Source organism: Domibacillus sp. PGB-M46, from assembly GCF_022668875.1.
In the GTDB taxonomy this organism is placed as follows: domain Bacteria; phylum Bacillota; class Bacilli; order Bacillales; family Domibacillaceae; genus Domibacillus.
The window spans coordinates 19,161-39,722 of sequence record NZ_JAKGCR010000024.1; the positions used below are offsets into that span (position 1 = coordinate 19,161).

At 42.8% G+C, this 20,562-nt stretch carries 19 protein-coding genes and 1 pseudogene; 7 read left to right on the plus strand and 13 right to left on the minus strand.

The genetic code is table 11. The annotated features are described in order from the left end of the window. The first annotated feature begins 122 nt into the window (after window positions 1-122). From L2D08_RS19515 to L2D08_RS19525, 3 genes are all read left to right on the plus strand, one after another. Window positions 123-1,202 carry an isocitrate/isopropylmalate dehydrogenase family protein gene (locus tag L2D08_RS19515; RefSeq protein WP_242236366.1) on the plus strand — a complete coding sequence of 360 codons (1,080 nt, stop codon included), beginning with the start codon at window positions 123-125 and terminating at the stop codon, window positions 1,200-1,202. 326 nt (window positions 1,203-1,528) lie between these two features. Beyond that, entirely contained in the window at window positions 1,529-2,191 is a 663-nt protein-coding gene (locus tag L2D08_RS19520) for a class II aldolase/adducin family protein (RefSeq protein WP_242236368.1), read from the plus strand. A 93-nt stretch (window positions 2,192-2,284) separates the two neighbouring features. Continuing rightward, window positions 2,285-3,580: a four-carbon acid sugar kinase family protein gene (locus tag L2D08_RS19525; protein WP_242236369.1), complete on the plus strand. Its 1,296-nt coding sequence runs from the start codon at window positions 2,285-2,287 to the stop codon at window positions 3,578-3,580. Window positions 3,581-3,650: 70 nt separating this feature from the next. On the opposite strand, the gene L2D08_RS19530 is transcribed toward L2D08_RS19525, so the two are convergent. From L2D08_RS19530 to L2D08_RS19585, 12 genes and pseudogenes are all read right to left on the minus strand, one after another. After that, window positions 3,651-4,634, minus strand: a complete 984-nt coding sequence (locus L2D08_RS19530) for a ring-cleaving dioxygenase (protein WP_242236371.1) — start codon at window positions 4,632-4,634, stop codon at window positions 3,651-3,653. An 80-nt stretch (window positions 4,635-4,714) separates the two neighbouring features. After that, entirely contained in the window at window positions 4,715-5,152 is a 438-nt protein-coding gene (locus tag L2D08_RS19535) for a MarR family winged helix-turn-helix transcriptional regulator (RefSeq protein WP_242236373.1), read from the minus strand. A 44-nt stretch (window positions 5,153-5,196) separates the two neighbouring features. After that, a complete protein-coding gene (locus L2D08_RS19540) occupies window positions 5,197-5,805 on the minus strand; it encodes an alpha/beta hydrolase (RefSeq protein ID WP_242236375.1) in 609 nt (202 codons plus the stop codon). Then, on the minus strand, window positions 5,802-6,749 hold the full coding sequence (locus L2D08_RS19545; protein ID WP_242236441.1) for a ring-cleaving dioxygenase: 948 nt from the start codon (window positions 6,747-6,749) through the stop codon (window positions 5,802-5,804). The genes L2D08_RS19540 and L2D08_RS19545 overlap by 4 nt, the downstream gene beginning before the upstream one ends. Window positions 6,750-6,786: 37 nt before the next feature. Beyond that, on the minus strand, window positions 6,787-7,395 hold the full coding sequence (locus tag L2D08_RS19550) for a flavin reductase family protein (RefSeq protein ID WP_242236377.1): 609 nt from the start codon (window positions 7,393-7,395) through the stop codon (window positions 6,787-6,789). Window positions 7,396-7,416: 21 nt separating this feature from the next. Continuing rightward, window positions 7,417-8,355, minus strand: a complete 939-nt coding sequence (locus tag L2D08_RS19555) for a ring-cleaving dioxygenase (protein WP_242236379.1) — start codon at window positions 8,353-8,355, stop codon at window positions 7,417-7,419. A 66-nt stretch (window positions 8,356-8,421) separates the two neighbouring features. Further along, a pseudogene (locus L2D08_RS19560) lies at window positions 8,422-9,049 on the minus strand (nitroreductase family protein). 324 nt (window positions 9,050-9,373) lie between these two features. Beyond that, on the minus strand, window positions 9,374-9,547 hold the full coding sequence (locus L2D08_RS19565; protein WP_242236381.1) for an asparagine synthase: 174 nt from the start codon (window positions 9,545-9,547) through the stop codon (window positions 9,374-9,376). Between the two features lie 120 nt (window positions 9,548-9,667). Continuing rightward, window positions 9,668-10,357 (minus strand): MgtC/SapB family protein, encoded by a 690-nt coding sequence (locus tag L2D08_RS19570; RefSeq protein WP_242236382.1) that lies wholly within the window; start codon window positions 10,355-10,357, stop codon window positions 9,668-9,670. A gap of 465 nt (window positions 10,358-10,822) precedes the next feature. Next, the gene (locus tag L2D08_RS19575) at window positions 10,823-11,866 is read right to left on the minus strand and encodes a Gfo/Idh/MocA family protein (protein WP_242236383.1); all 1,044 of its coding nucleotides are present in this window, start codon (window positions 11,864-11,866) and stop codon (window positions 10,823-10,825) included. 19 nt (window positions 11,867-11,885) lie between these two features. Continuing rightward, window positions 11,886-12,974 carry a Gfo/Idh/MocA family protein gene (locus L2D08_RS19580; protein ID WP_242236385.1) on the minus strand — a complete coding sequence of 363 codons (1,089 nt, stop codon included), beginning with the start codon at window positions 12,972-12,974 and terminating at the stop codon, window positions 11,886-11,888. 14 nt (window positions 12,975-12,988) lie between these two features. Beyond that, entirely contained in the window at window positions 12,989-13,759 is a 771-nt protein-coding gene (locus L2D08_RS19585; protein WP_242236386.1) for a sugar phosphate isomerase/epimerase family protein, read from the minus strand. Window positions 13,760-13,889: 130 nt separating this feature from the next. On the opposite strand from L2D08_RS19585, the gene L2D08_RS19590 reads away from it, so the two are divergent. Together L2D08_RS19590 and L2D08_RS19595 are read left to right on the plus strand one after the other, a co-directional pair. After that, a complete protein-coding gene (locus L2D08_RS19590; protein ID WP_242236388.1) occupies window positions 13,890-14,696 on the plus strand; it encodes an AraC family transcriptional regulator in 807 nt (268 codons plus the stop codon). 672 nt (window positions 14,697-15,368) lie between these two features. Continuing rightward, complete coding sequence (locus tag L2D08_RS19595) at window positions 15,369-17,117, plus strand: SulP family inorganic anion transporter (RefSeq protein ID WP_242236389.1); 1,749 nt, start codon at window positions 15,369-15,371, stop codon at window positions 17,115-17,117. Window positions 17,118-17,497: 380 nt separating this feature from the next. On the opposite strand, the gene L2D08_RS19600 is transcribed toward L2D08_RS19595, so the two are convergent. Beyond that, window positions 17,498-18,451, minus strand: coding sequence for a sugar-binding transcriptional regulator (locus tag L2D08_RS19600; protein ID WP_242236391.1), 954 nt, complete (start codon window positions 18,449-18,451; stop codon window positions 17,498-17,500). Window positions 18,452-18,874: 423 nt separating this feature from the next. Between L2D08_RS19600 and L2D08_RS19605 the strand changes: the two genes are divergently transcribed. Continuing rightward, window positions 18,875-19,540: a GntR family transcriptional regulator gene (locus L2D08_RS19605; protein WP_242236393.1), complete on the plus strand. Its 666-nt coding sequence runs from the start codon at window positions 18,875-18,877 to the stop codon at window positions 19,538-19,540. 7 nt (window positions 19,541-19,547) lie between these two features. Further along, on the plus strand, window positions 19,548-20,519 hold the full coding sequence (locus L2D08_RS19610; protein WP_242236396.1) for a DMT family transporter: 972 nt from the start codon (window positions 19,548-19,550) through the stop codon (window positions 20,517-20,519). Window positions 20,520-20,562: the final 43 nt, after the last annotated feature.

A 20,562-nucleotide genomic window follows, 5' to 3' on the forward strand; every position in this document is an offset into this window, starting at 1 on the left:
GTTAACTATTAAAAAACAGTATTTCATTAATTCCTTGAAAACAGTTACAGTAAAAACAGGAAATACTATACGGCTTCACTGAACTGAGGTTCCATTTTTATATTAGAAAGGAAGTTATCACTATGACTGTTTATCGTCTTGGAGTACTGGCCGGAGATGGCATCGGACCAGAGATTGTAAGCGCTACAGTGGAAGTTTTTAAAACAGCGGCCCGCAAAACGGACGTGGACATTGACTGGATTGATCTGCCGATGGGCTGGGAAGGCATTAAAAAATACAATGAGCCTCTGCCAGATGAAACAAAAGAAGCATTGAAAAATACACACGGCTGGATTCTTGGTCCGCATGACTCTGCCGCTTACCCGCCGGAACATAAAGTGAAGCTGAACCCAAGCGGTGCCCTGCGCCACTCCCTTGATTTGTATGCCAACGTCCGCCCGGCTAAGACGATGCCCGGCATCAAAAGCGTTGTCGGCGAAGCAGATCTTGTGATCTACCGGGAAAATACAGAAGGGTTTTACGCGGACCGCAACATGTACAGCGGGCATGGCGAATGGCAGATCACGGAAGATGTGGTCGTAACATCCGGCGTCTTTACCCGAAAAGCAGCGGAACGTATTGCCCATGCAGCGTTTAAAATGGCCATGCAGCGCCGCAAGAAAGTAACGATTGTTCATAAAGCGAATGTACTTCGTTTGAGTACTGGCTTGTTTTTAAAAGTTTGCCGGGAAGTAGCCGAGCAGTACCCTGAAGTAGCCGTAGACGATTACCATATTGATGCCATGGCAGCTCATTTGGTACGCCGTGCTAGAGATTTTGATGTGATTGTAACGGAAAATATGTATGGGGATATTCTTTCTGACCTTGCCGGTGAACTTGTAGGCAGCCTTGGTCTGGCTCCATCCATCAATTCAAATGATAACCTGGCAATGGCGCAGGCAGCACACGGGTCTGCACCGGACATTGCCGGGAAAAATATCGGCAACCCAACAGGTATTATGCTGTCTACTGTAATGCTGATGGACTGGCTGGCGGAACGCCACAACGATCCAAAGCTGAAGGAAATGGCCCAGCTTGTGGAACGTGGCTTGTATCAGTCGCTTGAAGACGGCGTGAAAACAAAAGACCTTGGCGGCAGCGCGTCAACATCCGGCTTTGCAGAAGCAATATCAGAGCGGATTAATCAGGCTGTTTTAAGTTAATCATTATCTCTCTCGGACTTTACATTAGAAAGCTCTCTTTTGTAAAATCCGAGATTTTCGACGTGGACATTTTTTGTAGTTTTAAAAAAAATATAAAAGCAGCTAACTATATGAGGAATCCACTTCCTCTTTAGGAAATCGATTGCCACAGTATATACAAACGAGCAAGTAAGTTTCCTTCTTCTTTACATAAATAACAGTTAGGAGAAGAACTGGCAGGAAGGTGTATATCAGTTGGGCGGGAAATGGGCTTTTACAAAATGTATCCAAATATCAAAGTAAATCCTGGTATTTAAAAATCTCTTTAATCAAAGAGGAGAATATATATGAATGTAAAACAGGAACTGATTCAAGCAGGTAAGTATTTGGTCCATCATCAGCTGGCCTGGGGAACTTCCGGTAATCTTAGCAGGCGCTTGAACAATGAGCACATGTTGATCACAGCTTCAGGCACTAAAATGGCTGAGTTGACTGAAGATGATTTTGTTCAATGGAATATTCAAACAGGTGAAAAATTAGGAGCGCGAAAAGCTTCAAAGGAAACGCCTATGCACTCCGGTATTTATGCAAACCGGCCGGATGCCAACGCCATTCTGCACTCTTCCCCTTTTTATACAACCCTTTTTGCCTGCAGCAATGAGAAAATTCATTCAGAGCTATTTATTGAAACCATGTATTACTTAGAGCATATTGCGTATGCCGATTATTTTCATCCTGGTACAGCCGAGCTGGGCCAAGCCATTGCAGAACAGGCATTGTCCGCTAATATCATCATGATGCGAAACCATGGAGTTGTTGTTTTTGATGATACGATTGGAGACGCACTGATGCGGTTAGAAACACTGGAGATGGCATGCCGCATGATGTTAAAGGCAAAAGAAGCGGGAGTGAAACTAACCTTGATTCCGGATCAAGTAGTGACCAGCTTCTTAGAAGATTCTCACTACAAGCCAAGAAAGAAAGTAAATCCTACTCTTTCGAAAGGATAGGGGAAATTTATATTAAGGTTAGAGACGATGCCTGAAAGCCATTTAAGATTTAATGTTATCCAGTAAAACAACAGGTTAGAGAGAAGGGGTTATATGAGGAATATGATTGGTGTTGTAGCTGATGATACAACCGGCGCAAATGACATTGGGATTATGTTCAGTAAAAATGATTGGACAGTCAAAGTCGTAGCGTTTAGCAACGAAATGGATTTACAGCAGGATGCCAATGTAGTGATTATAGATACCGACAGCCGCTTAGATGCTCCAGATCTCAGTTATCAAAAGGTATATGCGGCCACTAAAGCTCTGAAAGACTTGCCCTGCACACAATTTTTCAATAAAACATGCTCTGTATTCCGTGGTAATATCGGCAAAGAGTTTGACGCTATGCTTGATGCTTTAAATGAAGAATTTGCAGTTATTGTCCTTTCCTTTCCCAAGAACGGACGCAGAACCGTAAATGGCATTCACACTGTCCATGGAAAACGGTTAGAAGACTCTGAATTTGCTCATGATCCGGTTCATCCAATGAATCAATCAAGCCTGGTCTCTATTCTTCAGGAACAAACCGACAGAAAAGTAACCGCGATTCATTTAGATACAGTCCGGCAAGGCGCACAGGTTTTAAAAAATGAAATTGATAAGCAAAAAGAAGCGTTCAACTATTGTATTATTGACGCAGAAACACAAGCGGATTTAACAATTGTAGCGGAAGCCGTAAAAGACATTAAAGTGTTATGCGGAAGCTCGGCTCTTGGCGAAGAACTTCCAAAATTTCTCCCAGCTGAAGACTTAGAAAGCCCGCTTCAAACGATGGATATGAAAGATGATAACGGAGTTTTAGTTGTGTCCGGCAGCTTAACTCCGCAAACACGCGAGCAAACCTCACTGCTTATGCAGAATGGATGCCCTTCTGTCGTGATTGATTCCCGAGCTGTTTTCTTAGCTGAAGAGCGTCAGGCAGAATTAGAAAAAGCACTGAAGAAAACAATTGAAAAGCTTAAAAGCGGACAAGATGTACTTTTAATGGCAAATAACAGCCCGGAAATCGTTCAACAAACGAAAGATCTTGGACTGGAAGCACATATTGATTCTCTAACTATCAGCAAAATGGTTTCCGCTCTCCTGGCAGATATCACGGTACAGGCTGTAGATGCACTGGATTTAAAGCGGCTCGTCATTGCCGGCGGCGATACGTCTGGCACCATAAGCCGAAAGCTGGGCATTAAAGGCAACTTTATTTTGGACGAAATTGCAACCGGTGTTCCTTCTGGTCTTGCTTTTGGACGGGATATGCTGATTGTATTAAAATCAGGCAGTTTTGGCGAACCAGATTTTTTAATTAAAGCAGTGGAGCATTTAAAAGACTTGACACTTCAGAAAAAGTGATAAACGAACGCTTTGAAATCAACAGCCCAATCAAGTGTATGACTGACTGGGCTGCTGGTTTTATATTGATTTATTCGTATTCTTTTTGAAATTCAATGGTGCTTCTTACCGTATCAATCGGCCGTACAAGCTTTTCAATCTGTTCACGTTTCGCCTCTAAGAACGGCGGCAATGAAAGCTTTTCGCCTACTGTTTCGTAAGGCTCATCGCCCATAAATCCAGGTCCATCCGTCGCAAATTCAAATAGAATCTGCGGTGCAACACGGGAATAAAGAGATTCGAAGAAGTAACGGTCTACGTAACCAGATGTCTGGAAGCCAAAGCTTTCAAGGCGGTCCGTCCATTCATCCAGCACGGCCCGGTCTTCTACACGGAAGGCTGCATGGTGAACAGTGCCGTACCCCTGGCGCGCCTGCGGCAGCACCGTATTATGTTCTACAATAACCTGAGCCCCGTTTCCTCCTTCGCCTACCTCAAATAAATGCAGGGAACCTTCCGTTGCTATTTCTTTAAATAATAGCACCTGCTCCATCATTTGTTTGAAATACTTAAAGTCAGCAATGCGGACAAACAGAGGGCCTAAACCTGTAATCGCAAATTCCAAAGGGATTGGCCCTTTCTGCCAAGGCGTGCCAGAAGCCACTCCTTTATTATGCTCATCTGAAACAAGCTGATAGTGCTGGTCATCGAAATCAACAAACGAAAGTGTCTGTTTGCCAAACTGTTCTTTAATGCCTGTATGTTTCACGTTTAAGCGGTCAAATCGTTTTACCCAATAATCAAGTGCCGCATCGGTCGGCACCCGGAAAGACGTTTTTGAGATTTCATTTGTGCCATGCACACCTTTTGGAATACCAGGGAAATCAAAGAACGTCATGTCCGTTCCGGGGCTTCCTTTATCATCAGCAAAGAACAAATGATACGTTTGAATATCATCCTGGTTTACCGTTTTTTTGACTAACCGCATACCTAGTACGTATGTGAAAAACTCATAATTTTTTTCTGCACTGCTTGTAATAGCTGTCACATGGTGAATGCCTTTTAAATGATTCATTTCTTTTTCCTCCTAGCCAATTAGGTTCAATTATCTTCAATTCGAGATATAAACGTTAAAAAGATCTTTTCTTTTTTATTTCATTCAAGCGATCGTGCCCGGTAGCCAATTCGTTTAATCAGTTGGATAGCAGTATGGAGTTCATCGGGCTTCAAGCCTTCAAATACCTTTCCCATCGTAAGTTCATGTTTAGGGAATATTTCCTCCATTAGCTCCCTGCCCTTTTGTGTAATGGCTGCATACGTGACACGGCGGTCTTTCGGACAGCCTTTTCGAACAGCATACCCTTTTTGCTGAAGTTTATCGAGCACATATGTGATACTGCCGCTTGAAATTAATATTTTTTTGCCAATCACTTGAATCGGCTGATCGCCTTTATGGTACAGCAATTCCAAAACCGCAAACTCTGTTGGGTTTAACCCATAGAGCGCTACATCTTTTCGAACGACGTCTTGAATCGCCTGGGAAGCCCGCAAAATTACCGTAACGGCTTTTAGCTCATTATAGGTCTGTTCCATTATCATCACTTCTTCCCTTTATTTCGAAACGATAACCGATCTATTTAAAATGATAAATTGCGGTACCAGTCAGCAGCTGCTTCTACCTCGGTCAGCGTTAACTGGTGGCCGTGATTTTCCCAGTGAACGTCTACCGATGCGTTTGCTTGTTCCAGTAAAGACTGAAGTTGCTTTGATTCCATCGGGGCACAAATTGGATCATTCGTACCGGCTGCGATAAAAACGGACGTTCCAGTCAAATCAGGAAGCTCTATGCCTCTTCTAGGCACCATAGGGTGATGAAGAATCGCCGCCTTTAGTGCATGCTGATAATGGAACAGTAAGCTTGCTGCAATATTGGCTCCGTTTGAATAGCCAATCGCAATCATATTATTTCGGTCGAATTCATACGTTTCAGCCGCTTCATCCAAAAATACATTTAGTTCTGTTGTGCGGAAAATAAGGTCTTCTTCATCGAATACCCCTTCCGCCAGTCTCCGGAAAAAACGCGGCATACCGTTTTCCAGTACATTTCCTCTTACACTTAAAATGGAAGCCTCATCATCTACTTTCCCGGCAAGAGGCAGCAAGTCTAATTCGTTGCCGCCTGTTCCGTGAAGCAGTAATAGTGTAGGCTTTGAGGGGTCTTTGCCTTTTTGAAAAAGGTGTTTCATTTCTGGTCTCCTTCCAAAATACGAACCTCTACAGGAGGCAAGTTTTTTTGTAATTCTTGTCGTTTTGATTCCAGCCAGGACGGCAGCATCAGCTTCTGCCCGAGCTTCTCGATCGGTTCATCCACCTCAAAGCCTGGCGGGTCAGTGGCGATTTCAAACAAAATACCGCCCCCTTCATGAAAATAAAGAGCTTTAAAGTAGTGCCGGTCACGGATTTCGGTCGGATAGAAGTTCTTTTCCTGAAGAACCGCCCTCCATTTGAGAAGCTCTTCTTCATCTCTTGCTCTCCAGGCAATGTGGTGAACCGTTCCTGCTCCCATCAGCCCGCGGACAGAAGGAGTGAGCTTAATATCAACCGTGTTTCCAACCGGTGCTTCTGATTTAAACCTTAGAAAGCCTTCTTCCTGTCCCAGGCATTCGAAGCCCAGTATGTTTTCAAGCACTTCCGCCGTTTTATGGGGCTGCACAGAAATTAACATCGCCCCGCTAAATCCTTGAACCGCCTTATCCGATGGAATACCACCAAAGGATCCGTTATGTGATGATACTTCTTCCCTTTCGACCAGTTCCAGTTCAAGGCCATCTAGATCTTGAAAAGCAATATGTTTTTCGCCAAAACGGACCGATGAAAAAAATCTTACACCAAACTTCTGTAACCGGCTCTTCCAGAATTCCGTTGAACCGGCTGGGATGACAAAACTGATACTGCCCACTTGTCCCGTACCGATACGGCCTTTCGGCTGTTTAGCCCACGGAAAGAAGGTAATGACTGTTCCCGGGTCTCCTGATCCGTTTCCAAAATATAGGTGATACACTTCTGGACGGTCAAAGTTGATTGTTTTCTTTACGAGCCGCAGCCCCAGCACCCCTGCGTAAAAATCAATCGTTCTTTGTGCATCGTTCACCATCGCGGTAATATGATGAATGCCCGCTGTTTTTTGCATGTTGTACACCCCGTTTCTCTCCCGGATTCAACTTTTGTCAGCTTGGACGGTCAATGGTAAAGATTTCGCCGATTTTTGCATAATCATTTCCCGCCAGCCTGCTTACAGCTCCTAATCCATCCGGATTGATTTTGCCGTTTTTATAAATATCTTCTGCAATATGAAACTGCACGACTTTTCCGATGATCAGGTCACACCCAGGAGTATCTCCGCCTCCTAGTTCCAGTGACTGCTCCAGCAGGCATTCCATTCGAATTTTTGCTTCCTTCACGCCTGGAACGGAAATTTTCGTACTTTCTACCGGCGTCAGTTGCGCCCGTTCTATTTCACTTTCCTCGGGAGAAAGATTAGCAGCCGTTTCGTTCACTTTTTCTACGTTTTGTTCATCTACAATGTGAACGACAAACTCTTCTGACTCGATAATATTTCGGGCAGTGTCTTTTCGTTCTCCCTGATTTCGTTGAATTGCTAAAGAAATCATCGGAGGGTTAGACGAAACAATATTAAAATAACTAAATGGGGCGCCGTTCAGTGTTCCTTCTTTTGACATCGACGTTACAAAAGCAATCGGTCTCGGGATAATGCTCCCTATTAGAAACTTATAATTTTCCCGTTCTGTGTTTGCAGATGGGTCAATGGAAAGCAAAGCACTCACTCCAATCAGAATTTAATCGAGTTCTCTTACCTGGAAAGGAATCAGCACCCGTTCAATTTGTTGCCGGCGGGGTTCGTACTGCTCCGGCAGCATCAGCTTTTCTCCCATGGTTTCAAATGTCTCATCATGCGCAAACCCTGGAGGATCAGTTGCAATTTCAAACAGGATTTCACCATGCTCCCTGAAGTAAATGGCATTAAAGTAATTTCTGTCCCGTACCGCCGTTACACCATATCCGTTTTCAGCCACATACTTTTGCCACTCCAGTTGATCCTGATCGTCTTCGGCGCGCCAGGCAATATGGTGTACAGTGCCCACACCCATTGTTCCCCGCCCAATCGGCGTTCGCTTTAGATCAATAATATTTCCAATGTCGGCTGAAGACTCGAAACGCAAAAAGTCTCCTTCTTCACTTACTTTTTTTAGTCCCATCACCTGTTCGAGTAAGTGGGCCGTTTTATCCGGCTGGGCTGATAGTAAAGTAGCACCGCCAAACCCTTTAATGGCTGTGTCTGGTGTAATTTCTCCAAAAGACCATGTATTCTTTTCACCTTTCTCCCGCTCCACAATCTCCAAATGAAGTCCATGCGGATCGTCGAATTCGAGGTATTGCTCTCCAAACCGTTCCATTTTGGTAACCGGTACATTGAATTTCGCCAGTCGTTCTTCCCAAAATGCGATCGCTCCTTTTGGAACCACATAAGAAGTGACCCCTACCTGGCCATCTCCTATCGTCCCCTGGCGGGCGCCTGCCCAAGGAAAAAATGTAATAATGGTTCCCGGTTTTCCCCCTTCATTGCCAAAATAAAGGTGATACGTTCCGGGGTCATCAAAGTTCACTGTTTGTTTTACGAGGCGCAGCCCCAGCACACCTGCGTAAAAATCAACGTTTTCCTGTGGATGGCCGACAATCGCTGTAATATGGTGAATGCCTGCTGTTTGTTTGCTCACTGTACTTACTCCTTTTTGATTTGATTGGTTCGGCTTCGTTATGCACCGGATTCTTGATTGAACGACTTAGTAGTACGTCACAAATTCACTGAGAGGTTTTCGGTACCCGCGCAGCTTTCTGCTTTCTGCTTTTTCTTTTCCAATCCTAATCATTAAAATGGGTTCATCTTCATTATATATATTTAACAGCTCTCTTACCGCTCTAGGATCGAATCCAATCACGGGGCACATGTATCTCAGCCTTTTTCTTTAGCCGCCAGCATAAACAGCACGGCGGATAAAGAAGCATTCCGGAGTGCTTCGTCCCGCTGAAATTCCCGTCCTCCTGATTCATAAAAGGAAACGGTATCTTCCACCATTTGCTCATATTCTTGCTTGTTCACAATTCCGAGCATTTTTAAACCCTTGTAAATTTGTGAGGTCTTCTCAAATGCGCCTTTGTCTCCTGGCACAATATTCACGGCTGAAACGCTTGACACTTTATATTGCCCGAAGGCAGCCGTTCTTATCTTTTCTTTCAGTTCTGGATCTATTACTTACAGGTTATATATTTTTTATGCTGCAGATTAAAAGCCGATGGTCCCAATTTGACGAGCGATAAAATGTCATTTAATTCGTTTTTAGTAATAGGCATATCGGCCAGGAAATTGCTCGCCGAGCGCCGTTCTTCTACTAGCTGAGTGAATTCAGTCATTTTCGCATCCCCCTAGAACAAATATCTCGAATTCGAGATATTGATGTATAAAGGATGATAAATCTTCTGTTTTAAGACTAAGTAAGGATAAGAGCTTTTTTATAAATTCTGCTTTTTCTTTCTAAGTAGTTTCCACTTTAAAATAAATTATCTTGAATTCAAGATAAATATACCTGTTTCTTTTCTGTCTGTCAACTGATTGTGCTGAAAGATTTTTCATATTTCTTTCTGCTCCTCAAACTGAACCAGCTAAGCCGCTCTTATGTCAGATTCCTTTTTCTTTAAAATTAAAAAGGCAGGCACAAATTTGTGCCTGCCTTTTAACTAACGACGATGCTCCACGAGGTCAATTGCGCCTAATACTATGTGAGCTAGTCCAAAACCAAAAACGGTGTTTGCAATGGCTTTATTCGTCCCATCTCTTTGTCTTAGGGCATATCCAGTGACCGTAACAGCTGAACCCAATACAGTTGGAATCAAGCCTTCACGAATGTTCAATGGAATCTCCCTCCACATCGTAGTTAGCGGATGTATGGACACCCACGTATATGATGTCCGAAAACTTGGACATGTATGTAAACTGCGATTTTTTCAGAAAAAAACTGAAGTACGAGAACGTTATGTTCCTTGTACTTCAGCAGATATTACGCCTTCAATCCTCCGAATGCTCTCATAAACGTCCGTTGTATACCGCTGCTTTTCTACTTCGGCTTCCAGATACATGTTCTTGCAATCATCTTCTAGATCTTTAAGCCGCAAATTTTTTACGTTCACGCCAGTTTGTTTAATACTTTTCAGCAAAAGAGTTAAATTCACGCTGTCTTCTACCTTAATTTTCACGTAGATGGGTTTCATCAAAAGTGTTTTTGGGCCAAACAACTTCATTAAAAAAGGTATAATCTCAACCGCAAAAATCACGAGGATGACCATTACAACGGCTTCCAGATAAAACTCTGCTCCGACCGCGATCCCTGTTGCTGCCGATGCCCAAACAATGGCAGCTGTGGTCAAACCTGAAATCATTTCATTGCTCCGGCGGAGAATAACCCCCGCTCCGATAAAACCGATACCCGAAATAATCTGGGCTGCAAGGCGTAGCGGGTCCATCGGCCGGATCGCTGCTTCTGCATAGCGAAAGCTTGATTCAATCGACACGATGGTAAGCAGGCAGGCTGCCGCAGCGATTACAATAGAGGTTTTCATGCCGACAGGCTTGCGTTTAAATTCCCTTTCAACACCAAGCAAGAAACCCAAAAAGGCCGCAAATCCGATTTTCCCAATCATCCATAATTCTATTTCCCAGTCCATATCTTCCCCTCTTCTGTTTTTTATTTTAACTACAACTTATTAGAAGCCGCTTCGGCTTTTAGCCTGAATGCCTCCGCACGGTCCGTCACATTTTCCCTTTGTTTCCTTACACTAATGTTTATGCAAACCTGCGTTCACTTTTTCGCCGGTTTTTGTATTTTACTTTGCCCTTTGGTTTAAATCAACTGTGAATTGAACCCTGTAAAAGAGAATGGGAAAGCTTTACAATTTAAACACTTCAAACCTGCTGTACACATAGCTTTTAGTATCCACTGCTTGATTATAGTAATCTATTAGTACCTTTAGTACAATGAAGAATTTTCCCCAAGACCTTTTTCTTTTTATAAAAGAAATATAAAAAAGCCGCTCCTGAAAAGGGAAGCAGCTCAAACTCATGGAAAGCTAAACTGTTTTTTAGTGATTGTTTTTTACAATATTTTTCTGCCGTCCTACAAATACCTTACTTTATCCGAGTGGCACTTCCTGTCTTAGTGAAACAATTTGCTTTGTTTCCTGTGATTCAAGTGCCGCTAAGATAATTTGCAGAGATTTCAGGCCTTCTTCACCGTTGATAAGCGGTTCCTTGTTTTCCTGAATGCTTTCAATAAAATGATCAATTACATGCGAGTTTGTCTGCCCGCCTTCTTCATTGGTTTGGATTTTATCCAATTTATGATTCACTACGTTACCGTTGCGGTATTCTTCAATGAGGGAATATTCCGGATCTGCTTCTAGACGGAGCACACCCTTTTCTCCATAAATAATCGTGGAATTGTCGCCGCCCGAAACGTAGGCCCAGCTTGCAGCAAGCGTGCCGATAATGCCGCTCTCTGTTCTTAGAATACAAACCGCATTGTCATCCACTTCCGTATTTTGTTTTGCGTTTGTCTCAATAAACGCACCCACTTCTGTAAACTCACCAAGCAAGTAACGCATCAAATCTGATTTATGGACGCCGAGGTCGCCCATTGCGCCGATAAACGCCTGCTCTTTATTAAAAAACCAGCTTTCCGCTCCATCTATACTCCATGCTTCAGGCCCTGGATGGCCAAATGTTGTTTTAAAACTGTAAATTTTCCCAAGCTTGCCGCTGTCGATGATCTCTTTTGCCGTCTGATGAGAAGAGACGAAACGCTGGTTGTGCGCAATCATTAGCTTTTTATTATTTATTTTCGACGCTTCAATCATGGCTTCTGCTTCTTCTTTTGAAGTAGCCATCGGCTTTTCGCACAAAACATGCTTTCCTGCATTTAGCGCATCAATAGATACAGGCGCATGCAAATAGTTAGGCAGACATACACTGACAGCATCAATATCATCAAGAGCTATTACCTTTTTATAATCGGTGTAGGCTTTTGCGCCATACGTTGCTGCCATTTCTTCTGCACGTTCTGCCACAATGTCGCATACCGCTGCAACCTCTACCTGATTGTTTGCTTTATATTCTGGAAGATGACGATATTTTGCAATACTTCCACATCCAATAACTGCTACCCTCAATTTACTCATTCCCTTTTCCTCCCCAGTCTTATACTGCTGCATTTGGCTGTTTGATTAACGGCGGGCAATTGCAACTGCTCTCCATTATGTAATGCCTTCCCTGTTCGGATGACAGATGAATACCATGCATAGCTTCAAGAACGTGCAGGGCCATCTCTCCATTTGCGCGCGGTTGTCTGCCTGTTTCAATCGCTTCCGCCATATCTGCAAGTCCGATTCCACGCAAGTTATCGAGAGCATCTCCTTCTGGTTTGATTTCTTTCCATTCTTTTTCATCGTGTCTTTTCACTAAAATAGGCTGGTTGAAATGATTAGGATCCGGCAGGCTGATCGTGCCCTCTTCACCGTAAATTTCAATGAATGGCGTGCGTGCTGCGGATACATCAAAGCTTGTTGTAATGGTTGCCGTGGCCCCGTTTATAAAATCTAGAATGCCGGTAACATGAGTTGGAACCTGAACGGTAATTTTATCTCCGTATTTTGTGTCACTTGTAATGGTACGCTCCGGGAACGTAATTCGAGCGGATCCGGTAATGCGGTTTACCGGACCCATCAGGCTGACAAGTGCCGTAAGATAATACGGACCCATATCAAACATCGGCCCGCCGCCTGCATGGTAAAAGAATTCGGGATTCGGGTGCCATGATTCAGGCCCTCGTGACATCATGAATGCGGTTGCGCCAACTGGTTTTCCAATAACTCCATCTTTCATTAATTGGCCGGCAAGCTGAATGCTGCCGCCTAAAAAAGTGTCCGGTGCGGAACCGACTGTGACATCGTTTAAACGTGCAGCTTCCATAATCCTCTTTCCATCTTCCAATGAAACAGCAAGCGGCTTCTCCGAATACACATGCTTCTTTTGTTCAATAGCTTCGAGTGTTACTGTTGCGTGAGCGTGCGGAACCGTTAAGTTCAAAATCATATCAATATCCGGTGAAGCGATCATTTCCTCTACACTGTATACAGATTCAACACCATATTTACGAGATGCTTCTTCGGCTTTTACCTTGTCTAAATCCGCACAAGCAATAATATTAAACTGCGGAAAGCGGCGGCTATTTTCCAAATAAATGCCACTAATATTTCCACAGCCGATAACGCCAACATTTACTGCCATCTTTATCCCCCTTTTTAGTTGCCTGTAAGATGCGGCAGTTTCGTTTTTAAATAGTTAATGCTGATTTCAATACTTTCAAACGGAGACTTATGAGTCATATCTTGTTCTACTATCCACCACTCTACGTTGGATTCTTCACCTGCTGCCAGAACCTCATCAAGATCCACACCGCCTGTGCCGAGCTCTGCAAAAAATTGCTCCTCATCTGTTGTCATATCTTTTAAATGAACGAGAGGTGTTCTTCCGTTATAACGACGAAGCCAGTTGATCGGCTGTTCCCCAGCTTTAGTCAGCCAATACACATCGAATTCCGCTTTTACATTTTTTGAGTCCGTATCATTAAAAATGGTTTCGAGTGCCATCCGGCCATCTGATAAGCGATCCAGTTCAAAATCGTGATTGTGATAGCAAAGCGTGATACCTTCCTGTCGGCATGTTTCCCCAGCTTCATTCAGTAAGGCAATAAGCGCCCTATAATCTTCTTCACTTCGCTGCTCAGGAAGTAAATATGGGCAAACCACAAATTTACTTCCTAATGTTTTTTGATCTTCAATCACTTGTGCCAAATTTGTTTTTAATTCGTCCAGCGGTACATGGCTTGATGCGGCTTTTAGCCCAAGTTCATCCAGCAATGTACGGACTTCAGCAGCGGACAGCCCTCCATATCCTGCAAGTTCAACACCATCGTAGCCAAGTTCTGCTACCTTTTTCAATGTACCGGCAAAATCTTTCTCGCTTTCATCACGCAAAGTAAACATTTGAACTGCTACCGGAATCGCTTTCATTTCATTTCTCCTTTTCTTGTTATATGATTAATCTGACTACAGCATATAACGGACAATTAAAAATGAACATAAATGATATAATTAAAACATGTACAATTTTGCTATTATGTAAAAAAAGCGAGTGAATGATATGAACATATATGTATGCGGTTACTCTTATCACACACAGGGGTTTTATTCCCAGCACAAACCTGGATCTGCAAGTTATCTGTTTCGTTTGCAAACGGAGGGGTCGTGTGAAGCCAAAATCAATGGAGAGAAACTTTTGATCAAAAAAGGGGATCTTTTAATGGTTCATCCAGAAGATCACTACGAACTTTTTATTAAAGAAAAGGTTGGCAGCGGTGATTATTACCTCATTTGTAACGACGCCTGGCTTGATGAATGGTGGTCCCGATCAGCAAAGCGGACCATTTCACACATTGGGATTAATGAAACCCTCATTTCCTTGTGGCAGAATATTATCATTGAGGAACGCAGGCCTTTATCCAGTGATAACAAAACGATCACCAGCTATTTGCTGCGGGCGCTTTGTCTATCCCTCGAACGGGCCTCCACTGAAACGAGTCCTGCTTTTTCCCGTCCCTATTCAGTGACACGTATGATGCGGTATATCGAAGAGCATGCACTGACAACATTCAAAGCAGAAGATGTAGCGCAGCATGCAGGACTCAGCATATCACGATCTGTCCATCTCTTTAAAAGCTGTATTGGAAAAACGATGGTTGAATATGCTCAAGAGATCCGTTTGTCCTCCGCCATTGACCGGATGATATACACGAATATGACACTTGAACATATTGCGATCGAATGTGGGTTTGGTTCTTATTCTTACTTTTGCAAAGTGTTTAAGAAAAAATACGGAACCGCTCCCGGAGCATACAGGAGGTTAAGATCAAACATGGTCATAAACGATAATCAGACAGATTACTCCTGAAGAAGCCAAAAGTGATGGCGGAAACAAAGCCATGTGGATCTCTCCGTCAAATTTTTGAGGTAAATGGAGAAGTTTACATGAGGGAAACTTCTCAAATTATTTGGATCTAGCGCATGTATTGAAACAGCGTGGCGGCAAATGGGTAGGCATGGCAGCTGTCTGTTCAAGAAACGACTTGGGCAATGCGGTTATAGTGAAAGTGCCTGGATAGAATAATTATACAAATAATAGAATTTTGAAGCGGCCGATCGGCTGCTTTTTCTACTTTAATAAGAGATAAATAGAGTAACTGTCTTTTATTGAATTGCTGCACACTTACCCAGTTTTGGTGGTAGTCCTCTTTCCCCTTCTTAACCTTTAATTTCTTTTATTTATTTTTACAACTTTATAAAATAGGGCTTTTTTACAATAAGGTAATTTTTATCATTTCAGAGTAATTACTCCTTTTATTTTAATAAAATGTTAAATTTTATACATTAAATTTAATTTTTTATAAACTAAAACACTCCTCTTTCCCCAATTTTGGTCTTTAATTATCTTTTCTGATTATTACAAAAACAAGAACCTTCCTCCTATGGATAGTAATGGTACAGTAACATTTTATTTACAATTAATAACTATAATAGATAGTAGTTATATTTAATGACTAAAATCATAGAAAGGAATGAACACATGATCGCTTTAAAAAGATTTGAAGGATACAGCATCAACGGGTTTCAAAGAGATCTGCTTGCTGGGTTAGTCGTAGGGGTTGTCGCAATTCCATTAGGGATGGCTTTTGCGATTGCTTCTGGTGTAAGACCTGAGTATGGATTGTACACGACCATTATTGCCGGCATTTTGGTTTCGCTTTTAGGCGGCTCAAAATTTCAGATCGCGGGTCCTACAGGAGCTTTTGTTCCTATTCTCTTTGCGGTTGTTTCCCAGTATGGATATGAAAATCTTCTGATTGCCGGATTCATGGCCGGAATCCTGCTTCTTCTTGCCGGTCTTTTGAAAGCAGGACGGTTTATTAAGTTCATCCCGCGCCCTGTTACAATCGGATTTACGGCCGGCATTGCCGTCATTATTTTTTCCGGGCAAATCGCTAACTTTCTTGGTTTACGGGATATTAAGAAACATGAAGAATTTCACTTAAACATGATAGAGATTATACTGCACATTGGATCAGTTAATCCGATCAGCGTGCTGATTTCCTTCATATGCCTCGGAACGATTATTTTAATGACAAAATATGTTCCTAAAATACCCGGGCCTCTGGCTGGTTTGCTAGTTTCAAGTGCTGTCGCCTTCTTCTTTTTTCGCGGTCAGGTAGAGACCATCGGCACGGCATTCGGAGCAATTCCAGGCGGACTGCCAGCTTTTGAATTTCCAGCCATCACATGGGAAACGGTGATTATGCTCTTGCCTGCTGCGCTTGTAATCGCTGCTTTAGGAGGAATCGAATCTCTTTTATCAGCCGTTGTGGCTGATAATATGAGTAAAGAAAAACACCACAGTAATAAGGAACTCGTTGGACAAGGAATTGCCAATATGGTGACTCCTTTGTTTGGAGGCATCCCCGCTACAGGTGCCATTGCCAGAACGGCTACCAACATTAAAAACGGGGCGGCTTCTCCTTTATCAGGCATTGTGCATGGCCTTGTCGTGCTGCTCGTCGTGCTTTTGTTAGCTCCTTACGCTTCTCATATTCCAATGGCAAGTATGGCGCCGATTTTAATGTTCGTGGCCTGGAATATGAGTGAACGAAAAGAATTCCGTCACATTGTACAAACAAAAAGTGCAGATTCAGCTGTCCTGATCGTTACATTTTTGTTAACAGTTTTCACCGATTTAACGACTGGAGTAGGAGCCGGCTTGCTATTGGCTCTGCTTATGTTTGTGGTTAAAATGAGCCGCGGCTTAAAGATTTCTAAAGTACTTCCCGATCCAGAAGACAAATTGGTAAAGCCAGAAATGGTTGCACAAGGTAAAAACTGTCCTCAAATCGGCATGTATACCATTGAAGGACCGTTGTTTTTTGGATCAACTGAAAAGTTTGAAAAAGCGGTTGACCACATTTTAAAGTCAAAACCAAAAGTGTTGCTGCTGCGTATGAGCAACGTTTCTTTTATTGACACCTCGGGTGAAGCGCTTCTTGTCTCCATTGCCAATCAGTTGAAAGAACAAGGCGGACAATTGCTGCTGTCAGGATTGAAACGACAGCCGAAAGAATTGCTTTCAAGCACCGGTTTTTATCAGCATCTCGGTGAAGAATATTTCTTTGACCGTACTGGAAAAGCGTTAAATTATGCATTAGCCCGTTTAAATACCGGAACGTGCCTCGGCTGCAAACAGCGTGCCTTTAAAGAATGTGCCAAGCTTTCCAAACAGCCGGCCGGGCAGGCAGAGCAATCGCGTAAAGGGCTAGCCGTCACATAAAAATTCCCCACGCTTTCTTTGATTGAAATGGAAAAAGCTGGCCAGAATCCTCAGGCCAGCTTTTTTACTTTTTTATTGTTTACCGCAAAATAATATTTTTCGTTGTTTTTAGGCAAAGCGGGCAATCCGCTCTTCTTCGATAAACTTAATTAAAGTGTTTACAGCAAGAATCAAACAAATGGGTGTGGAATGATACCGGCGAACATATCCATAAAGGTTTCCCCGCCTTTTTGAACCATTCCAATAAAATCTTCTGCGAACTTAACCAGGAAGTCTGCCTCTTTTCCCCTTGCACTTTCTACTCTTTTTAAAGCGACGACATTATATCCTCATTCGAATTTGAAGGAGTCAAGCTTCATTAAAACGGGCAATAAAAAGGGCTAATTTTTATTTTGTTCCGCAACAAGGTCTTTCGCTGTTTCTTCATCCGTAATCAGCACATTGATCAGTTTTCCTTTTAAAGCTGCTTGTATGGATTGTACTTTTTCTTTGCCGCTCGCTACTCCAATAACAAGAGGAATGTCTCTTAGCTTCTCAGCCTCAAAAGCAATAATTCGTTCATTCCAAGTACTTCGAGAAGTTGTTCCATTTTTGCTGATAAAGTTATAGCATATATCTCCTACAATATCTTGATCGGCAAAATGATTTTGATGCTCCTGTCCAAGATAAGACTGTACCATCGTGGAATGTTCAGGCGTTCCGCCAATACCAACAACCGCCACATCAGATTGAGCAGCAAGATCAAATACACTTTTAATAGAAGACTGGCTCATAAATACCTTTTTGGCTTCTTTAGAATCCACCATAACCGGTGTATGAAGCAGTTTATATTCAGCATGCAGCTGTCCAGCCATCATTGCTACAATATGATTCGCATGAATGTCTACACGTTCATTCCCCATTCCGCCCACAAGCGGGACAAACCGAACAGAAGGATATGATTGATTGGAAATCATTGCTTTTGCTACTTCAAACAGTGTAGTTCCAGACGAAACACCAATTACCTGACCATCCTGCATAATGCGCAGCAAATACTTGGCCGCTGCCGCACCGAGCCGACTTTTAGACGATTCCCCGCCAAAACTTGGGATACAGATTACTTCCCGAATGCCATAAGAACGTTCCACCTGCATTTCCAGTTGGCGAAATGGATGGATAATATCATCGTGAATAATGATTTCCACAATGCCCTGCTCTTTTGCCTTTGCTAAATATTTTGAAATCAATGAGCGGCTTACGCCCATTTCTTTTGCAATTTCTGATTGTGTGGCTCCTTCTTCATAATACATGTGTGCCATTTTCACAAGAGCCCGCCGGTCTTCAATAAATGTCATTGTTCCTACCCCTTTGACATGCTGATTAAGCAGGGAGCCATGTTTCCATGGACGTACCCTCCCTGCTCATTATACAAGTTGTTCAGCATGATCCGCTATGACAGATTGTGTTTACAAAGTAATAAGATTCGAATGAAGCTCTTTTTGCAGGCCATCTTCCAGGAATAAATGTTTTTAAGCTCTCTTATTTTCCAAACCGTCCTGCTTGGATCAAGTTCTGCACCATCCTTCTCTAGACTACAAAGGTTGTAATATAGCAACTTTATTGATGATTCTAAAAAAGTTCCTGGGTGAAATAAATCGCTGTTCTCCCTTTCCCTTTAAATCAGAGCTCATCGTATAAGTTGTCTTTGCCCCCTCCGAGCTGTTTCGTACTAATAAAGCGGGGTTGCGTTAAAAATCGATATGCGATATATTGGTTTTATGGAAAAAAATATCATAAAACCTATTAAGCGTTTATCTCTTAGAGATGAAGTGTACGAAGCGTTAAAAAAGTCGATTGTCACATTAGAATTTCAGCCAGAAGAACGGCTGCACGACCAAAAATTAGCTGAACAGTTTGGCATTAGCCGCACTCCTGTGAGGGAGGCGCTAAAACGCCTGGAAGATGAAGGGCTGGTAGAATCACTTCCCGGTTCTTCTACACGTGTCGCCCCACTAAATGTAGAGGAAGCAAAGCACGCTTTTACCGTGGTAGCTGCTTTACATGCCCTAGCCGCCCGGCTCGCATGTCCTTTATTGAATCAAACTGATATAGAAGCTTTAAAATCAATCAATAAGGCGCTGCAGCTTTCAATTGAAAAAGGAGATGTGATTGGAGCAATTGAAACAGATACCGCTTTTCACAAGGTATTTTTGGATGCGGCTGGAAATCCTGAAATTGTCCTGGCCTTAGAACGCAGCGAGCCAAAAATTCACCGTTTAGAGATTTCACAATTCGCTACCTTAAAAGCATTAAACTCGATCGAGCAGCACAATCAGATTATATCGGCGTGTGAAAATCAACAGTTTGAAAAAGCGGTTTATCTTGTAGAGAAAAACTGGCTAAGTCTCGGAACACTGCTTACGCAGCAAACAGAATCGAGGTGATAGTCCTATGAAGCCTATTTTTCTTGGAGTTTGTGCTGCTTTCTTTTTTGCTTTTACTTTTGTGCTTAATGCCTCCATGGAGCTGTCCGGCGGCAGCTGGATATGGAGTGCATCGCTCCGTTACATTTTTATGGTGCCCTTTCTTTTATGTATTGTAATGCTAAGAAAAAATTTACGTCCGCTCCTGGTCGAAATAAAAAAGCATCCCGGAACATGGCTTTTATGGAGCTTTATTGGGTTCGGCCTTTTTTATGCACCGTTATGTTATGCCGCTGCTTATTCACCGGGCTGGCTGATTGCTGGAACGTGGCAAATTACCATTATTTCCGGAGCTTTACTTGCCCCTTTATTTTTTGAAACAGTGTATACAAAGGATGGTCCATTGCAGGCAAAGGGAGAAATTCCTTTTAAAGGCATGGTTATGTCACTCATTATTTTGCTGGGCATTGTATTCATGCAAATGGAACATGCAAAGCAGTTTTCTGCCGAAAACGTATTGCTAGGCGTGGTTCCTGTTCTGATCGCCTCATTTGCCTATCCTTTAGGGAACCGAAAAATGATGGACGTGTGTGAAGGACGGCTGGATGCTTTTCAGAGAGTGTTAGGCATGACCCTGGCAAGTCTTCCATTCTGGCTTCTTCTTTCTTTGTACGGCTTTTATACCGTCGGCCTGCCAAGCAAGGAACAAAATCTCCAATCTTTATTAGTGGCCCTTTGTTCAGGTGTGATTGCAACAGTACTGTTTTTTAAAGCAACGGATATGGTAAGAGGAAATATGCAAAAGCTGGCTTCAGTTGAAGCCACACAATCGATGGAAGTGCTTTTTGCTTTAGCCGGGGAGCTTCTATTTTTAGCAATCCCTGCTCCTTCTACGTTAGCCTGGTGTGGTATCCTTTTTGTAATTGTGGGAATGATTTCACACAGCTATGCTTCACATAGAAACGGAGAAAACCCTGTTAAACAGTCAACAACTGTTTAACAGGGTTTTCTTCGTTTCTTCTGCAGGCAAAATTATCGTGTCA

Bases quoted from the DNA above. Each gene is read 5' to 3' on its own strand.
- L2D08_RS19535 (WP_242236373.1), bottom strand. From the start codon at position 5,152: ATGGAACAGACCTATAATGAGCTAAAAGCCGTTACGGTAATTTTGCGG.
- L2D08_RS19600 (WP_242236391.1), bottom strand. From the start codon at position 18,451: ATGACATTTATTGAAGACCGGCGGGCTCTTGTGAAAATGGCACACATG.
- L2D08_RS19580 (WP_242236385.1), bottom strand. From the start codon at position 12,974: ATGGCAGTAAATGTTGGCGTTATCGGCTGTGGAAATATTAGTGGCATT.
- L2D08_RS19595 (WP_242236389.1), top strand. From the start codon at position 15,369: ATGATCGCTTTAAAAAGATTTGAAGGATACAGCATCAACGGGTTTCAA.
- L2D08_RS19605 (WP_242236393.1), top strand. From the start codon at position 18,875: ATGGAAAAAAATATCATAAAACCTATTAAGCGTTTATCTCTTAGAGAT.
- L2D08_RS19525 (WP_242236369.1), top strand. From the start codon at position 2,285: ATGAGGAATATGATTGGTGTTGTAGCTGATGATACAACCGGCGCAAAT.
- L2D08_RS19590 (WP_242236388.1), top strand. From the start codon at position 13,890: ATGAACATATATGTATGCGGTTACTCTTATCACACACAGGGGTTTTAT.
- L2D08_RS19530 (WP_242236371.1), bottom strand. From the start codon at position 4,634: ATGAATCATTTAAAAGGCATTCACCATGTGACAGCTATTACAAGCAGT.
- L2D08_RS19545 (WP_242236441.1), bottom strand. From the start codon at position 6,749: ATGCAAAAAACAGCGGGCATTCATCATATTACCGCGATGGTGAACGAT.
- L2D08_RS19515 (WP_242236366.1), top strand. From the start codon at position 123: ATGACTGTTTATCGTCTTGGAGTACTGGCCGGAGATGGCATCGGACCA.
- L2D08_RS19610 (WP_242236396.1), top strand. From the start codon at position 19,548: ATGAAGCCTATTTTTCTTGGAGTTTGTGCTGCTTTCTTTTTTGCTTTT.
- L2D08_RS19575 (WP_242236383.1), bottom strand. From the start codon at position 11,866: ATGAGTAAATTGAGGGTAGCAGTTATTGGATGTGGAAGTATTGCAAAA.
- L2D08_RS19570 (WP_242236382.1), bottom strand. From the start codon at position 10,357: ATGGACTGGGAAATAGAATTATGGATGATTGGGAAAATCGGATTTGCG.
- L2D08_RS19540 (WP_242236375.1), bottom strand. From the start codon at position 5,805: ATGAAACACCTTTTTCAAAAAGGCAAAGACCCCTCAAAGCCTACACTA.
- L2D08_RS19585 (WP_242236386.1), bottom strand. From the start codon at position 13,759: ATGAAAGCGATTCCGGTAGCAGTTCAAATGTTTACTTTGCGTGATGAA.
- L2D08_RS19520 (WP_242236368.1), top strand. From the start codon at position 1,529: ATGAATGTAAAACAGGAACTGATTCAAGCAGGTAAGTATTTGGTCCAT.